17 protein-coding genes and 1 CRISPR repeat array are annotated in these 19,126 nt (G+C 43.6%); of the genes, 10 read left to right on the top strand and 7 right to left on the bottom strand.

Going from position 1 to position 19,126, the window contains the following annotated elements; translation table 11 throughout:
• Positions 1–233: 233 nt before the first annotated feature.
• Positions 234–1,983: direct repeats of the CRISPR family, unit length 30 nt; unit sequence GTTTCAATACTTCCTTAGAGGTATGGAAAC.
• A 175-nt stretch (positions 1,984–2,158) separates the two neighbouring features.
• From AS006_RS00410 to AS006_RS00390, 5 genes are read right to left on the bottom strand one after another with little or no spacing between them, the layout of a single operon-like run.
• The gene (locus AS006_RS00410; protein WP_101512418.1) at positions 2,159–3,373 is read right to left on the bottom strand and encodes an ABC transporter permease; all 1,215 of its coding nucleotides are present in this window, start codon (positions 3,371–3,373) and stop codon (positions 2,159–2,161) included.
• Positions 3,360–4,064, bottom strand: a complete 705-nt coding sequence (locus tag AS006_RS00405) for an ABC transporter ATP-binding protein (RefSeq protein ID WP_101512417.1) — start codon at positions 4,062–4,064, stop codon at positions 3,360–3,362. The genes AS006_RS00410 and AS006_RS00405 overlap by 14 nt, the downstream gene beginning before the upstream one ends.
• Positions 4,061–5,065 (bottom strand): efflux RND transporter periplasmic adaptor subunit, encoded by a 1,005-nt coding sequence (locus AS006_RS00400; RefSeq protein ID WP_101512416.1) that lies wholly within the window; start codon positions 5,063–5,065, stop codon positions 4,061–4,063. The genes AS006_RS00405 and AS006_RS00400 overlap by 4 nt, the downstream gene beginning before the upstream one ends.
• The gene (locus tag AS006_RS00395) at positions 5,062–6,324 is read right to left on the bottom strand and encodes a TolC family protein (RefSeq protein ID WP_101512415.1); all 1,263 of its coding nucleotides are present in this window, start codon (positions 6,322–6,324) and stop codon (positions 5,062–5,064) included. The genes AS006_RS00400 and AS006_RS00395 overlap by 4 nt, the downstream gene beginning before the upstream one ends.
• 15 nt (positions 6,325–6,339) lie before the next feature.
• Complete coding sequence (locus AS006_RS00390) at positions 6,340–7,326, bottom strand: TolC family protein (RefSeq protein ID WP_101512414.1); 987 nt, start codon at positions 7,324–7,326, stop codon at positions 6,340–6,342.
• Positions 7,327–7,442: 116 nt separating this feature from the next.
• On the opposite strand from AS006_RS00390, the gene ilvA reads away from it, so the two are divergent.
• The 4 genes from ilvA (at position 7,443) to AS006_RS00370 (ending at position 11,129) form a co-directional block, all read left to right on the top strand.
• On the top strand, positions 7,443–8,648 hold the full coding sequence (ilvA, locus tag AS006_RS00385; protein WP_101512724.1) for a threonine ammonia-lyase: 1,206 nt from the start codon (positions 7,443–7,445) through the stop codon (positions 8,646–8,648).
• Positions 8,649–8,730: 82 nt separating this feature from the next.
• Positions 8,731–9,939, top strand: coding sequence for an iron-containing alcohol dehydrogenase (locus AS006_RS00380; RefSeq protein WP_101512413.1), 1,209 nt, complete (start codon positions 8,731–8,733; stop codon positions 9,937–9,939).
• 75 nt (positions 9,940–10,014) lie between these two features.
• Positions 10,015–10,221: a hypothetical protein gene (locus AS006_RS00375; RefSeq protein WP_101512412.1), complete on the top strand. Its 207-nt coding sequence runs from the start codon at positions 10,015–10,017 to the stop codon at positions 10,219–10,221.
• A gap of 2 nt (positions 10,222–10,223) precedes the next feature.
• Positions 10,224–11,129 carry a diacylglycerol kinase family protein gene (locus tag AS006_RS00370; RefSeq protein ID WP_233185564.1) on the top strand — a complete coding sequence of 302 codons (906 nt, stop codon included), beginning with the start codon at positions 10,224–10,226 and terminating at the stop codon, positions 11,127–11,129.
• A gap of 15 nt (positions 11,130–11,144) precedes the next feature.
• Here AS006_RS00370 and mds read toward each other — a convergent pair whose 3' ends face one another.
• A complete protein-coding gene (gene mds / locus AS006_RS00365; RefSeq protein WP_101512410.1) occupies positions 11,145–12,215 on the bottom strand; it encodes a GDP-mannose:di-myo-inositol-1,3'-phosphate beta-1,2-mannosyltransferase in 1,071 nt (356 codons plus the stop codon).
• Between the two features lie 97 nt (positions 12,216–12,312).
• Between mds and bioB the strand changes: the two genes are divergently transcribed.
• Both bioB and AS006_RS00355 read left to right on the top strand, forming a co-directional pair.
• Complete coding sequence (bioB, locus tag AS006_RS00360) at positions 12,313–13,206, top strand: biotin synthase BioB (RefSeq protein WP_233185563.1); 894 nt, start codon at positions 12,313–12,315, stop codon at positions 13,204–13,206.
• Complete coding sequence (locus AS006_RS00355) at positions 13,200–13,550, top strand: MazG nucleotide pyrophosphohydrolase domain-containing protein (RefSeq protein ID WP_101512409.1); 351 nt, start codon at positions 13,200–13,202, stop codon at positions 13,548–13,550. Before bioB ends, AS006_RS00355 begins: the two co-directional genes overlap by 7 nt.
• On the opposite strand, the gene AS006_RS00350 is transcribed toward AS006_RS00355, so the two are convergent.
• Entirely contained in the window at positions 13,547–13,870 is a 324-nt protein-coding gene (locus AS006_RS00350) for a hypothetical protein (RefSeq protein ID WP_101512408.1), read from the bottom strand. The genes AS006_RS00355 and AS006_RS00350 overlap by 4 nt on opposite strands.
• 56 nt (positions 13,871–13,926) lie before the next feature.
• Between AS006_RS00350 and AS006_RS00345 the strand changes: the two genes are divergently transcribed.
• The 4 genes from AS006_RS00345 to AS006_RS00330 are packed head-to-tail and all read left to right on the top strand — an operon-like array spanning position 13,927 to position 19,119.
• Complete coding sequence (locus AS006_RS00345; protein ID WP_101512407.1) at positions 13,927–14,790, top strand: deoxyribonuclease IV; 864 nt, start codon at positions 13,927–13,929, stop codon at positions 14,788–14,790.
• Position 14,791: 1 nt separating this feature from the next.
• Positions 14,792–16,441, top strand: a complete 1,650-nt coding sequence (locus AS006_RS00340) for an NFACT family protein (protein ID WP_101512406.1) — start codon at positions 14,792–14,794, stop codon at positions 16,439–16,441.
• Positions 16,438–17,763, top strand: coding sequence for a 4-alpha-glucanotransferase (gene mgt, locus AS006_RS00335; protein WP_101512405.1), 1,326 nt, complete (start codon positions 16,438–16,440; stop codon positions 17,761–17,763). Before AS006_RS00340 ends, mgt begins: the two co-directional genes overlap by 4 nt.
• Positions 17,764–19,119, top strand: coding sequence for an aminopeptidase (locus AS006_RS00330; protein WP_101512404.1), 1,356 nt, complete (start codon positions 17,764–17,766; stop codon positions 19,117–19,119). It abuts the gene before it with no gap.
• Positions 19,120–19,126 lie beyond the last annotated feature (7 nt).

Raw genomic sequence — 19,126 nt, 5'->3', positions numbered from 1 at the left:
TTTTCCCCTGAAACACCCCAAAATGGCCTGACCTAGGTTAGGGTAATTTATCTTTTGTTTTTGCCATGGTTTAGGCTTTTCATTGACTATGCAATTATTCCATTTTTCCAAACAGTACTTGACTGACCCTTTCTGTGTGTTAGAATCACCTATGATGAAACATCCTCTCTATCTTCTTATATACTCTTGCTTTCTGATATGTTCTGTGGTATAATTTCTTTGAAATCCAACGGGTTTCAATACTTCCTTAGAGGTATGGAAACTCTTCTTGACCGTGTCGACCTTGAGAGACTCGCAGAGTTTCAATACTTCCTTAGAGGTATGGAAACCAAAAAAGGTGGGACAAAAGAAAACCGGGGAGTTTTCCCGTTTCAATACTTCCTTAGAGGTATGGAAACAATCGAGACTTGCACAAGAGATTCAGTTCCACTTTGTTTCAATACTTCCTTAGAGGTATGGAAACCATGCTCACCGATGATCTTCTTGTAATCCTTGGGTGGTTTCAATACTTCCTTAGAGGTATGGAAACTAGTTGTACCCCAACCCCATTTCCCGCAATAGTCTGTTTCAATACTTCCTTAGAGGTATGGAAACATATATAGGCAAGAACGATAAGGGAGGGATTGAATGAGTTTCAATACTTCCTTAGAGGTATGGAAACCCTCCTTCGGGGTATAATACCTTGAATCGAGGATGAGTTTCAATACTTCCTTAGAGGTATGGAAACTACCCAACAACAGTTGAACCTGTTGAAGCTACAACAAGTTTCAATACTTCCTTAGAGGTATGGAAACACAAAAAACAAACGCGGGAGGGAATAAACCCTCCCGGTTTCAATACTTCCTTAGAGGTATGGAAACTTTTATGTTTTTTCATACCCCGCGCTTGACGAAGTTGTTTCAATACTTCCTTAGAGGTATGGAAACAAAATTTGGAAACTTGGGAAGGCGGAGTGCTTTACGGTTTCAATACTTCCTTAGAGGTATGGAAACTTTTCTTTTTTATCCAACCGCGCTGTCTTGCAATTGTTTCAATACTTCCTTAGAGGTATGGAAACAAAGGCATCGCAAAAAGCACGGAAGAACAGGTCAGGTTTCAATACTTCCTTAGAGGTATGGAAACTATCCCAACCACGAAGGGACCGTCACGAGGAAAAACGTTTCAATACTTCCTTAGAGGTATGGAAACATAGGAATAATAAAGGTCCTTTGCCCAATTGACGACGTTTCAATACTTCCTTAGAGGTATGGAAACCAGACAAAACCTTGACGGGCTCCTCAGGTGTAGACGGTTTCAATACTTCCTTAGAGGTATGGAAACCAAACTGAACGTGCAAAAATAAAAAAGCCGGGGATGCGTTTCAATACTTCCTTAGAGGTATGGAAACTAAATTCGTTCCTCATGTCACTCACCTCCTCTCAATGTTTCAATACTTCCTTAGAGGTATGGAAACCCTGAAGCATATCTTTTTAATTCGCTTTCCGCATAAGCGTTTCAATACTTCCTTAGAGGTATGGAAACGCGTCCAGGATGCCGAGTTCCAATGCGCCCTCCAGTAGCGGTTTCAATACTTCCTTAGAGGTATGGAAACACGGCGATATCTACCTCACAGCCCACACGCATCAGGTTTCAATACTTCCTTAGAGGTATGGAAACAAGCGAAACTGGGAGCCTCGAAAGGATGGAGTGAGTTTCAATACTTCCTTAGAGGTATGGAAACCAGCTTCCGTATCCTTCTCCGACGATGAATCCGTCTCGTTTCAATACTTCCTTAGAGGTATGGAAACGGATCTCCAATTGCTAGAAATACTCTGGGTCCCTCGTTTCAATACTTCCTTAGAGGTATGGAAACTGCCGCCACCTTTTTCAAAGAGAATATGGCGGATTTGTTTCAATACTTCCTTAGAGGTATGGAAACCACAAGCCTACATCCTTCCGGCAATTTATGGTTCTGTTTCAATCCTTCTAAAGGTACGGAAGCAAGAAATCCCAGAACACCAAGTCGTTCTTGGTGATTTGTTTCAACCATACCTTGGAAATATGGAAACTTTTCCTACATTGCAAGTTTTCCATAACAAGGTGGGAACACTTGAAGATTGAATATCCTTCAGTGGAAAAAGAAGATCCCTGCACCCAATGAGGTGCAGGGAAAAGGTTGTTACTCGTACCTTAAAGCCTCTATTGGACTCAATCTGGAAGCTCTGTATGCAGGGTAGAATCCAAAAAACAAACCAACACTTGCGGAGACACCAAAGGCAATGATCACAGAGATGGGATCTATGAAGGCTTTCAATCCATAGGAACTTCCAAAGGTGTTGACAATCGTGTTTGATCCGAGTATTCCAAGGGCAACCCCTATAGCACCTGCAACGAAGGTGATAACAACACTTTCCACGAGAAATTCAAGGAGAATTCTGAGTCTTGAAGCACCTATTGCCATCTTTATACCTATTTCTCGGGTTCTTTCAACAACGGATACCAGCATGATGTTCATAATACCTATACCGCCAACGACCAGTGACACAGCAGCGATCGCAACAAGAACAAGATTGATGATAGAAACACTCTCAGACACAACATTCAAGATAGCTTGTTGACTTATGATGTTGTAATAGCTTTCTTCCTCGTGGAATTTTGTATAAAGTAAATGGTCTATTTCCATAACAGCTCTTTGAGCGACCTCTGGTGATTTACTCGTCGCAAGAATCATCGAAATGTTTCCGTGTGTCTGGAAAACTCTGAACTTTCCAGTTTCGTAAGGGATGAGGATCATGTTGTCTGGATTGAACATGAGAATGCTTCCAGTTCTTTCGAAAACACCGATAATTTCGAAGATGAGTTTTCTGTTTCCCTGAACAAGATAGATTTTCTTTCCCACAGGGTTTTCACTTTCAAAGAGGTTGTACGCTACCTCCTGGCCAATGATGGCAACGTTGGCCGTGCTGTCTTCTTTTGTAAAGGTTCTGCCAGAGGACACTTTAAGATTCAATATTTGAAATATCTCATAAGGTGCTGCGTAGACGTTTGATCTTGAGTTTGTCTCACTGTACTGAACGAGGAAACTTCCATTCACAAGACCGATGGCTTTGTCAATACTGGGACACATGTTCAGGATATCTGACACGTCTTCTTCGTTGAGAGCTTCCACTGACTGGGCTATCGTTCCCCCTCTTCCTCCAACAAAGCCCGGTGTGACCATGATGATGTTCGAACCAAGAGAAGTGAGTCTTTCAGTTACACTTTCTCTCATTCCAGCACCAAGGGACATGACCATGATAACGGCAGTCACACCGATCACGATGCCGAGCATAGAAAGGAACGTTCTCATCTTGTTGGCAAGCAGAGATCTCAAGACCTCTTTAAGTATCTCCATACACAACACCTCGGCGTTCTACATCTTCTATCTTCCCATCCCTTATTCTCACGATGCACGTTCCTTCATCCACCATTTCAAGGTTGTGTGTGACGACAACCAGGGTCTTTCCCATCTCGTGAAGTTTTCTGAAAAGTTCCAGGATCTCTTCTCCGGTTTTTGTGTCGAGATTTCCCGTGGGCTCGTCAGCAAGAATGAAAACAGGATCGTTTGCTAGTGCCCTTGCTATCGCCACCCTTTGCTGCTGACCACCTGAGAGCTGGTTGGGACGGTGATGGAGTCGATCACCAAGTCCGACGAGTTCCAGAAGTTCTTTTGCTCTCTTTCTTCTTTCTTTTGCTGGAATACCCGCGTATATCATGGGAAGTTCCACATTTTCAAGAGCGTTGAGACGGGGAAGAAGGTTGTAACTCTGAAAGACAAATCCAATCTTTTTGTTTCGGACTTGGGCGAGTTTCCTATCATTCATTTTCGATACATCTTCTTCCTCGATGAGAACCTTTCCTTTCGTTGGCCGATCAAGACAGCCCAGTATGTGAAGAAGTGTAGATTTTCCACTTCCAGAAGGTCCTATTATGATCACGTACTCTCCCTGAAAAACCTCAAAGGAAACTCCACGCAGGGCCTCCACCTTTACTTCTCCTAGATCGTAGACTTTCCATACATCGACGAGCCCCATCACCTTTTTCATCTTGCTCGACCTCCAGGGCCAAATATTGGAAGCCCCTGCCTTGTTTTCAACCTTTGTATCTCCTCCTGAGATGGGACAAGAAGAAGGACATCTCCTTCAGAGACACCTTCTTTGATCTCTATTTTTTCGTTCACTTCCTCTCCGATCTCCACGTATGCCTTCTGTGGCCCCTCAGGTGTTTGTTTCATCACGTAGTATCCACCCTGGTCTTGTCTGATTGCTTCTTTAGGAACAAAGAAAGAATCTGTGGCTTCCCTCACGATGATCTCCACGTCACAGGTGAGTCCCGGGATCACAATTTCAGGTGGTGTTTGATCGAAAGAGAACTCAACGGGTATCACTGTGACTCCACCAGAAGTTTCTGCAACGGGACTGATTCTCTTCACCTTCCCGGTTAGGGTGAGTCCAAGCTGCTCAAAGGTGAAAATTACTTTCATTCCCTCTTTGACGTTTTTCAGATCGTATTCGTCGATCGATCCTTCGACTCTCAGCGTATCGGTTTCCACAACTTCAACAATGGCTGTTCCCACAGAGACCCTGTCTCCTTCTTCCACATTGACAGATCGCACCACTCCACTCACCGGAGAAGTCACGATGGTGTTTTCTAGGTCCTTTTTTGCCTTCTCTAGATTCAAACGATTGATCTCAGTGGGAGAGGTTTTGTAGCTGTTCAAAGCAGAAAGATATTCGATCTGATAATCTGTGTCGTCTATCTTTGCTATCTTCTGGCCTTCCTGAACGCGCTCTCCTTCTTGAACGTAGAGTTTCAGAACATCTCCAGAGACCTTGGAAGAAACGCTTCTAGTATCGGCTGTGACCTGTCCTACGATCTCAACGGTTTCATTTTCTTTCGTCACAGTGTAGGTGAGAAAGACAGGGAGCTGTGTGGAGGTTGCGGTGTTTTCAGAAATGCTCTGAGCACTGGCTTTGTTCAAAAAGATCACAACGATCAGCAGAACCACGAGTATCGCTATGATCAGAAGTGTTATCCACTTTTTCAATTCAGATCACCTTCCTTGAGAAATTTCTCAAGATCATATCCCAGGGTGCTTATGTAGTTCAGTTTCTCCAGGATCAGCGAATTTTCCAGATTTTCCACGGTGAGTTTTCCTTCCATGTAATCAAGCTCTGAAAGGATGAAATCCTCTTCACTCAAAAAGCCTTTCTTAAACAGTTGCCTGTTCGTTTCATAGATCTCTTCAAGGTCGTTTAAATTCATCTCTTCTTGTTTCATCTGGGACTGAAGGTTTTCGATGTTTATCAGTACTTTGCTTATCGAATCTTTTACTTCTCTTGTTTTCTCCTCGTATTCCAGCAAAGAAATCTGAGATTTTCTTTTCTCTGATTCCAGATTTCTTTCTCCAAAATCCCAGAGAGTGAGTTGAAGACCGATTTTTATCGACCAGTTGCTCTCTTCAAAATCGTAGTTGAAGGAAAAGCTAAGATCTGGAAGATAAGGCAAAAACCACGTCTTTTTTTCGATTTCTTCTGCTTTTTTCTGTAACTCGAGTGCTTTCAGATCTTCTCTGTGCTCCAGTGTGGTGGCAGGAAGTGTAATTTTTGATAGAGACTCTTTTGTTTCTTTATAGATTTCCTCGTTTATGCCTTTTGTGTGAATGGACTTAAGTTCCAGCTCCGCGTTTCTCAGAGTTTGCTCAACCGAGAGAATCTGCTTTTCCAAAGATTCTCTTTCATCTTCGTCGATCGCTTTACTGAGCTTTTCTCTCAACACCTGAAGTTTCTGCGAGAAAATCTTTTTCTTTTTCGTGTAGTAGTACCAGTCGAACACATCCTGAACTGTCTGAAGAAAGACACTGTTTTTCGTAGATTTCAGAGAATACTGCGCAGAAAGATACCCTGCTTCTGCTTTCAGTCTGTTTACAGTGTAATCTGCTTTGAGATCCCTTGAGATGCTCAGTTGTGTGCCTTCGAAATTAATTGACCAATCTTTCGGGTTCACCGAGATCGGAAAAGAAAGTCCGAGTTTAAATCCATATACGTTCACAAAGTTTACGTTGGGAATCACGGAGAAATTCTGAATTCCATCCTCTGTTATGGTGATTCCATCTGTTCCAAGCGAAACAGAAACCGCCGGATTCCAGAAACTCGTGTAACGCTTGTAGGAAATTTCTGCTTCTTTGAGTTTTTCCACACTGGTCCAATAACTTGATGAGTTTTTCAAATTCTCTTCAAACAGATCAAACACGCTTCCTGCAAGAAGAACTGGAAAGACAAGAAACAAAAGGAGAAACCTTTTCATTATTTATCACCTTCTTCAAAAAGAAACTTCTTTTCCAGCATCTATGAGAAGATTTATGATTGTGTTGTAGTAGTTTTGAAGTGCGCTCAGGTAGTTTTTTCTTGCATTGAGAAGATTGATCTTTTGGGTGTTCAGTTCTTTTTTCGAGATAAGGCCCTTTTCATACCTGTCCTGATAGTCTTTCAAAATGTCCTCATTGAGATCCACTCTTTCCTTCAGAACCTTAAGATTTGAAAGCATAACTTCAAGAGAGTTGATGGTACTTCTGTAAGTGTTCTTTGCCTCCTTCAATGCCTCTTCGTAGTTCATCTTTGCCTTTTGGTAAGCCAGTTCTGCGGTTCTTCTCTCGTACCTGGAAGCGGCGGCGGAGAGGTTGTTGAGGTCATACTCTGCGATCTTCATGTTTGTCTCTGCAATCTTTACAGAAAGAAGGTTATCCAGGTATTCATCTTCGCTCACAAGATCGTGGAAATCAACCAAAGGAAGTTCTATTTCGCTTACGTTTAGGCTAAAGAGTTCTTCGTAGTTTCTTTTTGCCTCATCAAGATCGTTCTTTGCAGAAAGAAGGCTGTTACTTGCTTCCTCAAGGGTGAGTTCGGAGCCTTTCAGATCGTTTTCTGAGATGAGATTCTTTTTGAACAGTTCCTGATTTGTTTTGTGATCTTCCTGAGCGTTTTCAAAGTTTATCTGGGCACTCTCGTGAGAAATTTCGGCGATCAGAAGATCGAAGATCCTTCCAAGAATGTCCTGATAGGATGATTTCAATGAATTCCTGTAGCTCTGCAAGTTGTTGTAGTAACTGAGTTCTGCAGAAAGTTCAGCTTTCTTGGTTGCTGCTTCGAGTTTAGCTTTTTCGTAGTCCATCGTAGCTGTTTCTAGATCGATCTGGGCAATCTGATAGTCTGTACTACTTGCAAGAGCGGTTTGAAGGACATCGTTCAATGAAGCAGAAAAACCTGCCACAGAAACGACCAGCATCAGTGCTACAAGGAGATTTTTCATGTTTATACCTCCTCTTTAAAATGTTTGCTGATGAAATTCTATACCGGTTTCTGTGAAAAAAACGTGAAGCTCTTTCTGAGGTGTACAATTCAATGGGATTGAAAGGAGGTGTTTTTGTGGTCACTTTGAAAGATATCAGAGAAGCACAGACGATTCTAAGAGGTGTTGTTCATAGAACAGCTCTCACCTACAGTTCTGTTCTGAGCGAGATCACAGGCAGCGAGGTTTACCTGAAGATGGAAAATCTTCAAAAGACGGGAGCTTTTAAAATAAGAGGAGCTTACAACAAAATAGCCCATCTTAGTGAAGAGGAGAGAAAAAAGGGTGTGGTTGCAGCATCAGCCGGAAATCACGCTCAGGGGGTGGCGCTCGCTGCCAAGGTTTTCGGTGTTCCCGCAACAATTGTGATGCCAAGGTACGCACCACTTTCAAAGGTCACAAGAACGAAAAAACTCGGAGCCCAGGTGATTCTAGAAGGAGATGTGTTCGATGAGGCATACGAAGCGGCACTGAGGATTCAGGAAAGAACAGGTGCGATCTTTGTTCATCCGTTCAACGATCCTCATGTAATAGCGGGTCAGGGAACCATAGGGCTTGAAATAATGGAAGACCTGTCTGATGTGGAGATGATAATTGTTCCAGTGGGTGGAGGAGGTCTGATCTCCGGTATTTCCATTGCTGTCAAATCCATAAATCCGAACGTTCGAATAGTAGGTGTCCAGACAGAAAACATGCCCTCCATGATCGCATCTTTGAAAAGAGGAAAGGTGGAGAAAATAGAGGGTAAACCCACTCTGGCCGACGGGATTGCAGTGAAAAAGCCTGGAGAGTTGACTTTTGAGATCATAAAAAAGTACGTCGATGACATGGTTGTGGTGAACGAAGAAGAGATAGCGGACGCCATTCTGTTCCTTCTGGAACAGGCAAAGGTAGTGGCCGAAGGAGCAGGAGCAGTGGGAGTAGCTGCGCTTTTGAACAGACTGAATGTGAGTGGGAAAAAAGTGGCGGTTGTTGTAAGTGGGGGAAACATAGATGTGAACATGATAGACAGGATTATAAACAAGGGACTTGTAAAGAGTGGAAGGAAGGTGTTCATCGAAACGTTTGTGATGGACAGACCCGGTGCCCTCAAGGAACTTCTCGGAATCGTTGCGGAACTTGGTGCAAACGTGCTCTCTGTCTTCCACAACCGGTCCGCAAAGGACGTTCCTATCGGATTTGCGAAGATAGAACTCGAGCTTGAGACGGTTGATGAAAAACACGTCGAGGAGATAGAGAGGGTTCTTATTGCAAAGGGGTATGAGGTGAGAATCATTGTATGAGAAAAGTTTCACATATGTAATTGTTATGAAATTCACAATAAATGAGAGAAGTGGTACTATAAGAATCGGGAGGTGATAAATTATGTGGACCAAAGAGATCAACATCAAAAATGTGATCGAATTGAGAACAAAAACGATTTGTTACTTTGGAATCGGCGCTCTGGACAAGATTGAAGATATACTGGATCTTTTGAAAAGAAAAGGAATAGAGTCTATAGTGGTTGTCAGTGACAAAGTTGCGTACAAAGTCACAGGTGCGTGGGATAGGGTGAAACCCGCTCTGGAAAAAAGAGGTATGAGATACGTCGTTTACGACGATGTCACGCCGAATCCCACAACCAAACAAATAAACGAAGCTACAAAAAAGGCGCTTGAAATAAATGCACAGGCTGTGATGGGAATAGGAGGAGGAAGCCCCATTGATACGGCAAAAAGTGTTGCAATCTTGCTTGAGTACCCTGAAAAAACCGCTGAAGAGCTGTATGAACAAAAGTTTGCACCCGAAAAAGCGAAACCCATAATTGCCATAAACACAACACACGGCACAGGAACAGAAGTCGACAGATTTGCTGTAGCGTCCATTCTGGAAAAAGAATACAAACCACCAATAGCTTACGACTGCATTTATCCCACATTCTCCATTGACGATCCAGAACTGACCAAGAGCCTTCCAGAAAAGCAGAGTGTTTACACCGCTCTGGACGCTCTGAATCATATAACGGAGGCTGCTACAACTATCCTAGGCAATCCCTTCTCTATAAATCTTGCAAGGAATACAGTAGAGTTGATAGCTGAATATTTGCCAAGGGTTCTTGAAAAACCCGATGATCTTGAGGCACGTTACTTTCTAATGTACGCTTCTGCAATCGCTGGTATTTCCTTCGATAACGGTATGTTACATCTTACACATGCTCTCGAGCATCCACTGAGTGCCGTCAAACCTGATCTTGCTCATGGTTTGGGACTTGCAATGTTACTTCCTGCTGTTTTCAAATACACTTACAAGGCAAAGCCGCAGATACTTTCTTATGTGTATCAACCGATAATACCTGATTTGAAAGGAACACCGGATGAAGCTGAAGAAGCTGCGGTAAAGCTTGAGCAGTGGATATTCAGACTTGGCGTCAAAGAAAAACTGGCAGACGTTGGATTCTCCGAAAAAGATATCCCCAAACTTGTAAAACTCACCTTTGAAACTCCTGCTTTGGATCTTCTTTTGAATCTGGCTCCGATGAAAGTAAACGAAGATCTGGTGGAAGCGATCTACAGAGAATCCTTGAGACCGTATTGAAAAAAGAAGAAGGAAAAGAAAGGGCAGGAAGATCCTGCCCTTTTTTGGTAGAATATCCTCTGCGGAGGTGAAAGGTTGAGATTCATCTCAGATCTTTTTTTCTTTACAGGCTTTGGGACCCTTTTTGTTTCGATCGTCTTCTTCGACCTTGGAACAAGAGCCATCAAGAAAAAGCAGCCCCGGAAGAAAAAGTTCTACGACAAAAAAGGATGGCAATTTCTCGCTGCAAGTCTTGCTTTCTTTGCAACATCTATAATGCTGGCACTTTTTGGAAGGGGATAGATGTGTTTTTGATATACAACCCTGCTGCAGGTGGAGGTAGGGCCAAGAAATTCTGGACGAAAGTGAAAGATCTTCTGGAAAAATACGAAATAGACTACGAAGTTGTTTTCACAGAAAGGCCAGGACATGCAATGGATCTTTCAAGAAAAGCCTTTGAAAAGGGCCACAGACAGATTGTGGCGTTCGGTGGCGATGGCACTGTGAACGAAGTGGTGAACGGTATCTTTCTTGGTGAATTCAATCTTGAAGGAGTCACCTTTGGATGGATTCCGTTCGGAAGTGGAAGAGATTGGGCAAGAACAATCGGTGTTCCTTTGTCGATTGAAAATGCGATAAAAACCTTGAAAGATGGAAAGGTATTCGTTCAAGATCTCGGAGTTGTCGAGTACGAAACGTCCGCTGGAGAGTCAAAAAAACGAGCGTTCGTCAACGTTGCCGGACTCTTCTTCGATGGTTTTGTAACACACAGGACGAATCTTCTGAAGAAGAAAAACCGCGTCTCTTACTTTTCAAAGATCTTCTCTTCCATAGTCGCCTACAAACCGCCTATCGCAAGGATTCAGATAGACAAGAAAATTTGGGAAAAGAAGGTTTTCTCCATGAACGTTGGAATCTGCAGGTACAACGGTGGAGGTATGAATCAACTTCCCCATGCCGTTCCAGACGATGGGCTTTTGGCTGTTACCGTGATAAACGATATAGGAAAGCTAAAAATCTTGGCGAATCTGCACAGGGTGTTCAACGGAACGCTTCTTGAACATCCAGGGGTGGAAGGCTATCAGGCAAGAAAAGTAATCGTGGAATTTCAGAGAGATGAACCAATAGAACTCGATGGGGAGTCTTTTTGGGCAAAGAGAGCATCTTTTTCCATCGTGCCAAGAGTGTTGAATGTTCTTGTGAAAAAATGAGGGGGATATCCCCCCTCATTTGTTGATCGATCTTGCAAGGACCAAAAACTCTTGTGCTATTTTATCCCCACCATACTTTTCCACAAAGTTTCTCACTTCTTTTTTTATGTCTTCCACTAGTTCTTTGTCCAATATCAGAAGTTCCAATTTGTGTACCAGGTCGTGTATGTTCTTGTACTTCACAATGGGACCAAATCCGTACGCATCAGTCTCGATGGTTTCGACGAATCTGCTGTCTCTGATAACGATGGGAGTCTCACTTGCTATGACCTGGTAAAGGGTGGAAGAGACCACAACGTTTGGAGTGTTTCCTTTCGGGAGCAGATGTACATTCGATCCTTTCAGATAGCTGTAGAGTTTTTCAACGGGTGGTCTTTTTTGCCACTGTGTGATCCATTCCGCCTCATACTCAACCTTTCCATCGGATCTGATGATCCAGTAGTGAAGGTTGTCAAATTTCTTTTTCAGTTTCTTCAAAGCGTTCAGGAAATCACTGTACTCTTCGATAGGCTGTCTTCCAAAAGAGAAGAAGAGGAATTTATCATCACTAACAGGTCTTTCCGGTTCTACTATGTAGGGTTTCATCACAGGATAACTGATCACTTCCACCTTTTCTCTTGGAATTTCGTAAAACTCGAGAATCTCATCGTAAAACCTTCTGTCGAACACGACAATTTTATCGCAAGGTAACTTCACCACTTCCTTTGCTTTGAAAATGTTCGCTTCATGAAAGACAGAAATGACAGGAATTTTCAGTTTTTCTATGAGTTTTGTGAGAGGCTTCACAGGAATTCTCCAGAAGGTTTCTACTATGAGCAGGTCCAGGTTTTCTTTCAAAATCTCCTCCTCTTTCACCCAGCCTTCTTCGGTCACGTTGTCCACTTCCGTGTAGATTTCCCTTTTGACAAAATCCGGATCCTGAGCTTCGGTTCTCTTGTAGTATTTGACTTCCTTTTTAGCACTCCCTTCGGTCGGAGCGAAAACCACCACTTCGTGTCCCATGTTGATGAACTCTCTGGCGAGTATCTCAGCATGCATACCAACCCCGCATGTGGCACCCCACCTGCTGAGAAAGCCGATTTTCATGTGATCACCTCCTTTTTTGGATTGTTTTGTGGCCGTAAATCTCGAAGAGAAACTATAATATAGTATAGAACACGTCTAATACAGGAGGTTGAATATTTTGAAAGAAATTTTGAGTATGAAAACAAGAGAACTGATTCTTAAAGCCAGCACGATGGTCAGCAACACCAGATTGGATATTTGTAGCATTGTGAACGCAAAATCTGGTATCTGTGATCAAGACTGTAAATTCTGCGCCCAGAGTTCTCTTTACAGCACTGGAGTGAAGAGATACCCTCTTCTGGATAAAGAAAGTATCCTTGAGAGAGCAAAAGAAGCTGAGAAAATGGGAGCTGTAAGATTCGGTATTGTCACCTCTGGGAAAAGACCCACCAGGAATGAGGTGTTGAAAATAGCAAGTATCATAGAATTTTTGAAAGTTACCACCAGTTTGAAAATCTGTGCCTCTCTTGGAACCCTTGAGAAAGACGAACTCAGTTATCTGAAAGACCACGGCCTTGACAGATACCACCACAACCTGGAAACTTCACCGGGGTTTTTCCAGAACATCTGCACTACTCACACTTTCTATGACAGAATGAGGACCGTGGAAAACGCGAAAAGCACCGGACTTGAGGTTTGCAGTGGAGGGATATTCGGACTTGGAGAAAGCTTTGAGGATCGTCTGGAACTGGCGAAAATTTTAAAGGATCTGGAGGTAGATTCTGTTCCCATCAACTTTCTCATCCCGATAAAAGGAACTCCCCTTGAGAACTTCCCGGAACTTGATGTTGTAGAGAGAATAAAGACGATAGCAGCGTTCAGGATCGTTCTCGGTGAAAACGTGACGATAAAGATCGCAGCAGGAAGAGAAAAACTCGGAGATTTTCAGGCGCTCGCCTTTTTTGCCGGTGCAAATGGAATGATCGTAGGAGGCTATTTGACTGTGAAAGGAAGAAGTTACGATGATGATAGAAGACTCATCGATGGGCTGAAGGAGTTGATAGGATGGTAGAAAAACTTTTTGAAATCATCGAAAAAAGTCTGGAAAAGTGCCCCTGGCTGGAAAGACAGAGCATCGATTCTCTTCTTGACGCACTCGCCTCTGAAGTGAAAGAGATAAAGGATGCGGTAAAGAAAAAAGACCTGACCAATCTTGAAGAAGAGATAGGAGACCTCATCTACGATGCCTTTCTTGTAGGAGCGGTGGCCCAGAGAGATTACGGCGTTGATCTCGAGCGGGCCATTCAGAGGGTAGTGGAGAAGATCTCTCATAGAAAGCCCTGGCTGTTCTGGGACGAAAAGATCTCACTGGAAGAAGCAGAGAGAATCTGGAAGGAGCGAAAAAGCAGAGGCTAATCCATTTTCTCCATGGGTTTTTCTCCAAAGAGTTTTGCGACAAGGAAGAACACTGGAGAAGAGAGTTTTTTGTTGAACTTTTCAACTTCTGAGTTGTATTCCTCTTTTGCTTTCTTTAAAAGTTTCAGGATTTCGTTGTGCTTTTCTTCAACGTAGGTGTTGCCGGATTCTATCTCTTTTCTGAACAGTTTTTCTCTTTCTTCGAGTTCCATGATATCTCTTTCTATGTAACCTATGATTCTTCTGTGACGAATGAGAAAAGCCCAGGTGTAGAATGAATATATGGTGAAGCCAAGAACTATGAGAGCAACGGTCCACATGTTTTCACCTCCGAGAGAATAATACCACGGCCGATGGTCAAAAAGGGGGAAAAAAGATGATAAAAATAGGCGCTCATATGCCGATTTCGAAGGGATTTGACAGGGTACCAAAAGATACGGTTGATATCGGAGGAAATTCCTTTCAGATTTTTCCTCATAACGCCAGATCTTGGCAGGCCAAACTCCCTGCAGATGAAATGGCCACGAAATTCAAAAGAGAGATGAAAAAGCACAGAATCGACTGGGAGAACGCCTTCTGTCACTGTGGATACCTTGTGAATCTTGCCAGTCCAAAAGAAGACATCTGGCAAAAATCTGTAGATCTTCTGAAGACAGAAATAGGAATCTGCAGAAAACTGGGCATAAAATACCTTAACATCCACCCAGGAAGCCACCTTGAAACAGGTGAAGAAGAAGGAATAGACAGAATCGCCCGTGGATTGAACGAGGTACTGAACGCCACGGAGGATGTGATCATTCTCCTTGAGAACGTTTCTCAAAAAGGGGGAAACATCGGCTACAGACTGGAGCATCTGAAGAGAATCATCGATCTTGTTGATCAGAAAGATCGTGTTGCGATCACTTTCGATACGTGCCACGGATTCGACTCCGGATACGACATAACAAAGAAAGATGGGGTAGAAGCCTTTTTGAATGAGATCGAAGATCTTTTTGGATTGGAGAAGCTCAAAATGATACATCTCAACGATTCAAAGTATCCACTCGGCGCAGCAAAGGACAGACACGAGAGGATAGGAAGTGGTTTCATTGGCGAAGAAGGTTTTGCGGTGTTTTTCTCCTTCAAAGAGATTCAAAAGGTTCCTTGGATACTAGAAACACCTGGTGGGAATGAAGAACATGCAGAAGACATTAAGAAGGTGTTTGAAATCATAGAAAAATATGGGATAGAGGTCGATTGAAGTGCCGCTAGATGGCGTTTTGCTTTACAAAGTGACTCAAGAGATAAAGAAAATAGAAGGGAAACATCTCAGGCAGATCTATCAACCCACATCGGTTGACTACTACTTTCTGTTTCGAAGTTCCACCGTGAGGGTGTGTTTGAAACCAGACGTTTCTCACATCTCGCTGGCCGAAAAGGAAAAGGCATCCGAAAAGATGCCTTCTTCTTTCACAATGCTTCTGAGAAAGGAGTTGAAAGGTGCAAAACTTCTGAAAGTGGAACAGATCGGTATGGACAGATCGATCCGATTTTTGTTTGAAAAGTTCGATGAGATAGAGGGAGTTGTTCGGAAGGAGCTTTTCGTCGAGATAATGGGTATGCATTCTAACATGATCCTTGTAAAGGATGGAAGGATTGCCGATGCACACAAAAAGATAGTGACGAGAAGAAGGGAGATCCTTCCAGGAAAGGACTTTTCGATCTTTCCTTCCGGGAAGATTTCCATTTTCGATCTCAAGGAACTTCCCGGTGAAAGTGAAAAAAGCGTTCGAAACGTTCTTCTTTCCACTCTAGAAGGTTTTTCACCGACATCTGTGGAAGAAGTGATCCATCGTGCCGGGTACGACCCGGACGTTCCATGGAAGGATGTGAAACATGAAAGAATTCTTGGAGTTCTTGAAGAGGTGAAGAAAGAACTGGAGATTCCCGGTGTGTTCGTCTATTACGAAAAGGGTCATCCCGTAGAGGTATCTGCTTTCAGACTCACCATGCTGAACCTCAAAGAACGCTACTTCGAAAGGCTCTCCGAAGGGATCAACGAATTTGTACGCTGGAAAGAGGAAAAATCCACGTTCGAGAACACCAAAAACCGTCTTACTCGGGTGATCATGAAGAGAATAGAAGATCTTGAGGATCTGGAAGAGAAACTTATGAAAGAAATTGCCGAAGTAGAAAAAGCGGAGGAGTATAAAAAGATCGGAGATCTCATCGTTCAAAACCTCTGGAACATAAAGGGAAAATCCGGTGAGGTGGAACTCACAGACTGGGAAACGAACGAAAAGATCGTTGTGGATGTGGGAAAAGACCCCACTCGAACGGCCCAAAAGCTTTACAACGCTTACAAAAAACTCCTGAGAAAAGGAGAGCAGTTGAAAAAAAGGATCGAGGAGATCCAAAAAGAAAAAGAATACCTCTACCAGTTGTGGCAGACGATTGAAGATGCAGAGGACACAGGAACACTTGAAGAGATAGAAGAAGAGATGAGAGAGGTTGGACTTTTGAAAGAGAAAAAAGAAGAGAAAAAAGAGAAACGGAAGTCTCACTTCAGAGAAACAAATTACATGGGCTTTAAAATCCTGGTGGGTAGGAACAATCGACAAAACGACGAACTCGTGAGGAATTCTTCAAAAGAGGACTTGTGGTTCCACGCCCACGAGATGCCAGGTGCCCATGTGGTGGTGAAAACAAACGGAAGAAAGATTCCTGAAGAGGTGATAGAGTACGCTGCAAGTCTTGCTGCAGGCTATTCGAAGGGAAAAAACTCCGGAAAGGTACCGGTTGATTACACTTTCATAAAGTACGTGAGAAAGCCAAAGGGTTTCAAACCGGGTATGGTCATATACACGAACTACAAAACCATCTTTGTTGAACCAAGGAGGATAGAGGGATGATAGGCTACCAGATCTACGTGAGATCATTCAGGGATGGGAATCTCGATGGAGTGGGAGATTTTGAGGGACTGAAAGGTGCGATTCCTTATCTGAAAGAATTGGGTGTTGATTTTGTCTGGCTCATGCCTGTCTTTTCCTCCATTTCCTTCCACGGATACGATGTGGTGGATTTTTACTCCTTCAAAGCCGAGTATGGAAGCAAAAAAGACTTCAAAGAGATGATCGAGGCGTTTCACAACAACGGCATAAAAGTCGTTCTGGATTTTCCCATTCATCACACCAGTTTCCTCCACATGTGGTTTCAGAAGGCTCTGAAAGGAGACTCACGCTACAGAGATTATTACGTATGGGCGAGTGAAAAAACGGATCTGGATGAAAGAAGAGAGTGGGACAACGAAAGGATCTGGCATCCTCTGGAGGACGGGAGGTTCTACAGAGGACTCTTCGGTCCTCTCTCGCCCGATCTGAACTACGACAATCCACAGGTCTTTGAGGAGATGAAAAAAGTAGCTCATCACCTTCTTGACATGGGAGTGGATGGCTTCAGGTTCGACGCGGCAAAGCATATGAGAGACACTTTGGAACAGAACATTCGTTTCTGGAGATATTTTCTCTCTGATATTGAGGGAATATTCCTTGCGGAGATCTGGGCAGAAGCCAGAGTTGTGGACGAACACGGCAGGATATTCGGCTACATGCTGAATTTCGACACCTCGCACTGCATCAAGGAAGCAGTGTGGAAAGAAAACTTCAAAGTGTTGATCGAGTCGATCGAAAGGGCTCTGGTTGAGAAAGATTACCTGCCTGTGAACTTCACATCGAACCATGATATGTCAAGACTTGCAAGCTTCGAGGGGGGACTGAGTAAAGAAAAGGTGAAACTCTCGCTTTCTATCCTGTTTACACTTCCTGGAGTCCCTCTCATATTCTATGGAGACGAATTGGGAATGAAAGGAATATACCAGAAACCGAACACAGAAGTCGTACTGGACCCATTTCCCTGGAGTGAGAATATGTGTGTCGAGGGTCAGACATTTTGGAAATGGCCAGCCTTCAACGGTCCATTTTCCGGTGTTTCCGCAGAATACCAGAAGAAAGATCATAATTCGATCCTCTCACACACAATGAGGTGGGCAAGGTTCAGAAGGGAAAACTCCTGGCTGGATAGGGCAAACATCGAATTTCTGTGCAAAGAAGAAAAATTGCTTGTGTACAGATTGTCTGACAAAGAACGTTCTTTGAAGGTATTCCACAACCTGTCGAATGAGGAAGTGATGTTCGAAGGGGTGCGTGTACAACCTTACAGCACGGAGGTGGTTTGAATGAAGATGGAGAAGAAGAATGTCTGGCATCATAGGAACAAAGAAGAGGTCGAATCCTTTTCGAAAGAATACATGGATTTCATGGGCAGAGCAAAAACAGAAAGGCTCGCCGTTAGAGAAATCAGGGGATTTTTAGAAAAAGAAGGGTTTGTTCCCATTGAAGATTTCGCAGGAGATCCCATGGATATGGCAGTCTATGCGGTGAACAGAGGAAAGGCGATCGCAGCCTTCAGGGTAGTTGATGATCTAAAAAAAGGCTTGAACCTTGTTGTCGCACACATAGACTCTCCTAGGCTGGATTTCAAGCCAAGTCCTTTGGTGGAAGATGAGCAGATAGCACTCTTCAAAACACATTATTACGGCGGTATAAAGAAATATCACTGGTTCAACATACCTCTTGAGATACACGGTGTTCTCTTCAGAGGGAATGGAGAGGAGATAGAGATTCATGTAGGAGACAAACCGGAAGATCCAGTTTTCACAATTCCGGACCTTCTTCCGCACCTCGACAAGGAGGACGCAAAGATCTCTGAAAAGTTCAAAGGCGAAAACCTGATGCTCATCGCTGGTACCATTCCTCTCAGTGGAGAGGAGAAAGAAGCGGTGAAGATGAACGTCCTTAAAATCCTGAACGAAATGTACGGCATCTCGGAGGAAGATTTCGTGAGCGGTGAGATAGAGGTGGTTCCTGCCTTTCCACCGAGGGAAGTGGGAATAGACAGAAGTCTCATAGGAGCTTACGGCCAGGATGACAGGATATGTGCCTACACAGCACTTCGAGCGTTTCTGGAGGCAAACCCAAAGAAATCGATCGGTGTGGTCTTTCTCGATAAGGAAGAGATAGGAAGCGACGGAAACACCGGTGCAAAGGCAAGATTTTATTTGAGAGTTCTCAGGCAGATTTTGAAGATTCAGGGTGCCAGGGATTCAGAGTTTGCCCTCGATGAAGTACTGGAAAGATCTGCCGTGATCTCTGGCGACGTTTGTGCCGCCGTGAACCCACCTTACAAGGATGTTCACGATCTTCACAACGCACCAAGACTGGGATGCGGTGTGGCCCTTGTCAAGTACACAGGTGCAAGGGGAAAGTACTCAACGAACGACGCCCACGCAGAATTCGTGGCTCGTGTGAGACAGGTTCTCAACGAAAGAGGTGTCATCTGGCAGGTGGCAACGCTTGGAAAGGTTGATCAGGGTGGTGGAGGAACGATAGCCAAGTTCTTTGCCGAAAGAGGAGCAGACGTGATCGATATGGGACCTGCTCTTCTTGGTATGCATTCTCCGTTTGAGCTCTCTTCGAAAGCGGATCTTTTCGAAACATACAGAGCCTACAGGGCTTTACTGGAAGATCTGTGAGGTGAAA

Origin of the sequence: Thermotoga sp. SG1, assembly GCF_002865985.1 — a bacterium.
Lineage (GTDB): Bacteria > Thermotogota > Thermotogae > Thermotogales > Thermotogaceae > Thermotoga.
Note: the sequence above shows the minus strand (reverse complement) of the source record. Positions and strands in the feature narration are given on the sequence as shown.

Bases quoted from the DNA above. Each gene is read 5' to 3' on its own strand.
- AS006_RS00355 (WP_101512409.1), top strand. From the start codon at position 13,200: ATGGTAGAAAAACTTTTTGAAATCATCGAAAAAAGTCTGGAAAAGTGC.
- AS006_RS00395 (WP_101512415.1), bottom strand. From the start codon at position 6,324: ATGAAAAGGTTTCTCCTTTTGTTTCTTGTCTTTCCAGTTCTTCTTGCA.
- mgt (WP_101512405.1), top strand. From the start codon at position 16,438: ATGATAGGCTACCAGATCTACGTGAGATCATTCAGGGATGGGAATCTC.
- AS006_RS00345 (WP_101512407.1), top strand. From the start codon at position 13,927: ATGATAAAAATAGGCGCTCATATGCCGATTTCGAAGGGATTTGACAGG.
- AS006_RS00350 (WP_101512408.1), bottom strand. From the start codon at position 13,870: ATGTGGACCGTTGCTCTCATAGTTCTTGGCTTCACCATATATTCATTC.
- AS006_RS00405 (WP_101512417.1), bottom strand. From the start codon at position 4,064: ATGAAAAAGGTGATGGGGCTCGTCGATGTATGGAAAGTCTACGATCTA.
- AS006_RS00380 (WP_101512413.1), top strand. From the start codon at position 8,731: ATGTGGACCAAAGAGATCAACATCAAAAATGTGATCGAATTGAGAACA.
- AS006_RS00330 (WP_101512404.1), top strand. From the start codon at position 17,764: ATGAAGATGGAGAAGAAGAATGTCTGGCATCATAGGAACAAAGAAGAG.
- mds (WP_101512410.1), bottom strand. From the start codon at position 12,215: ATGAAAATCGGCTTTCTCAGCAGGTGGGGTGCCACATGCGGGGTTGGT.
- AS006_RS00390 (WP_101512414.1), bottom strand. From the start codon at position 7,326: ATGAAAAATCTCCTTGTAGCACTGATGCTGGTCGTTTCTGTGGCAGGT.
- AS006_RS00410 (WP_101512418.1), bottom strand. From the start codon at position 3,373: ATGGAGATACTTAAAGAGGTCTTGAGATCTCTGCTTGCCAACAAGATG.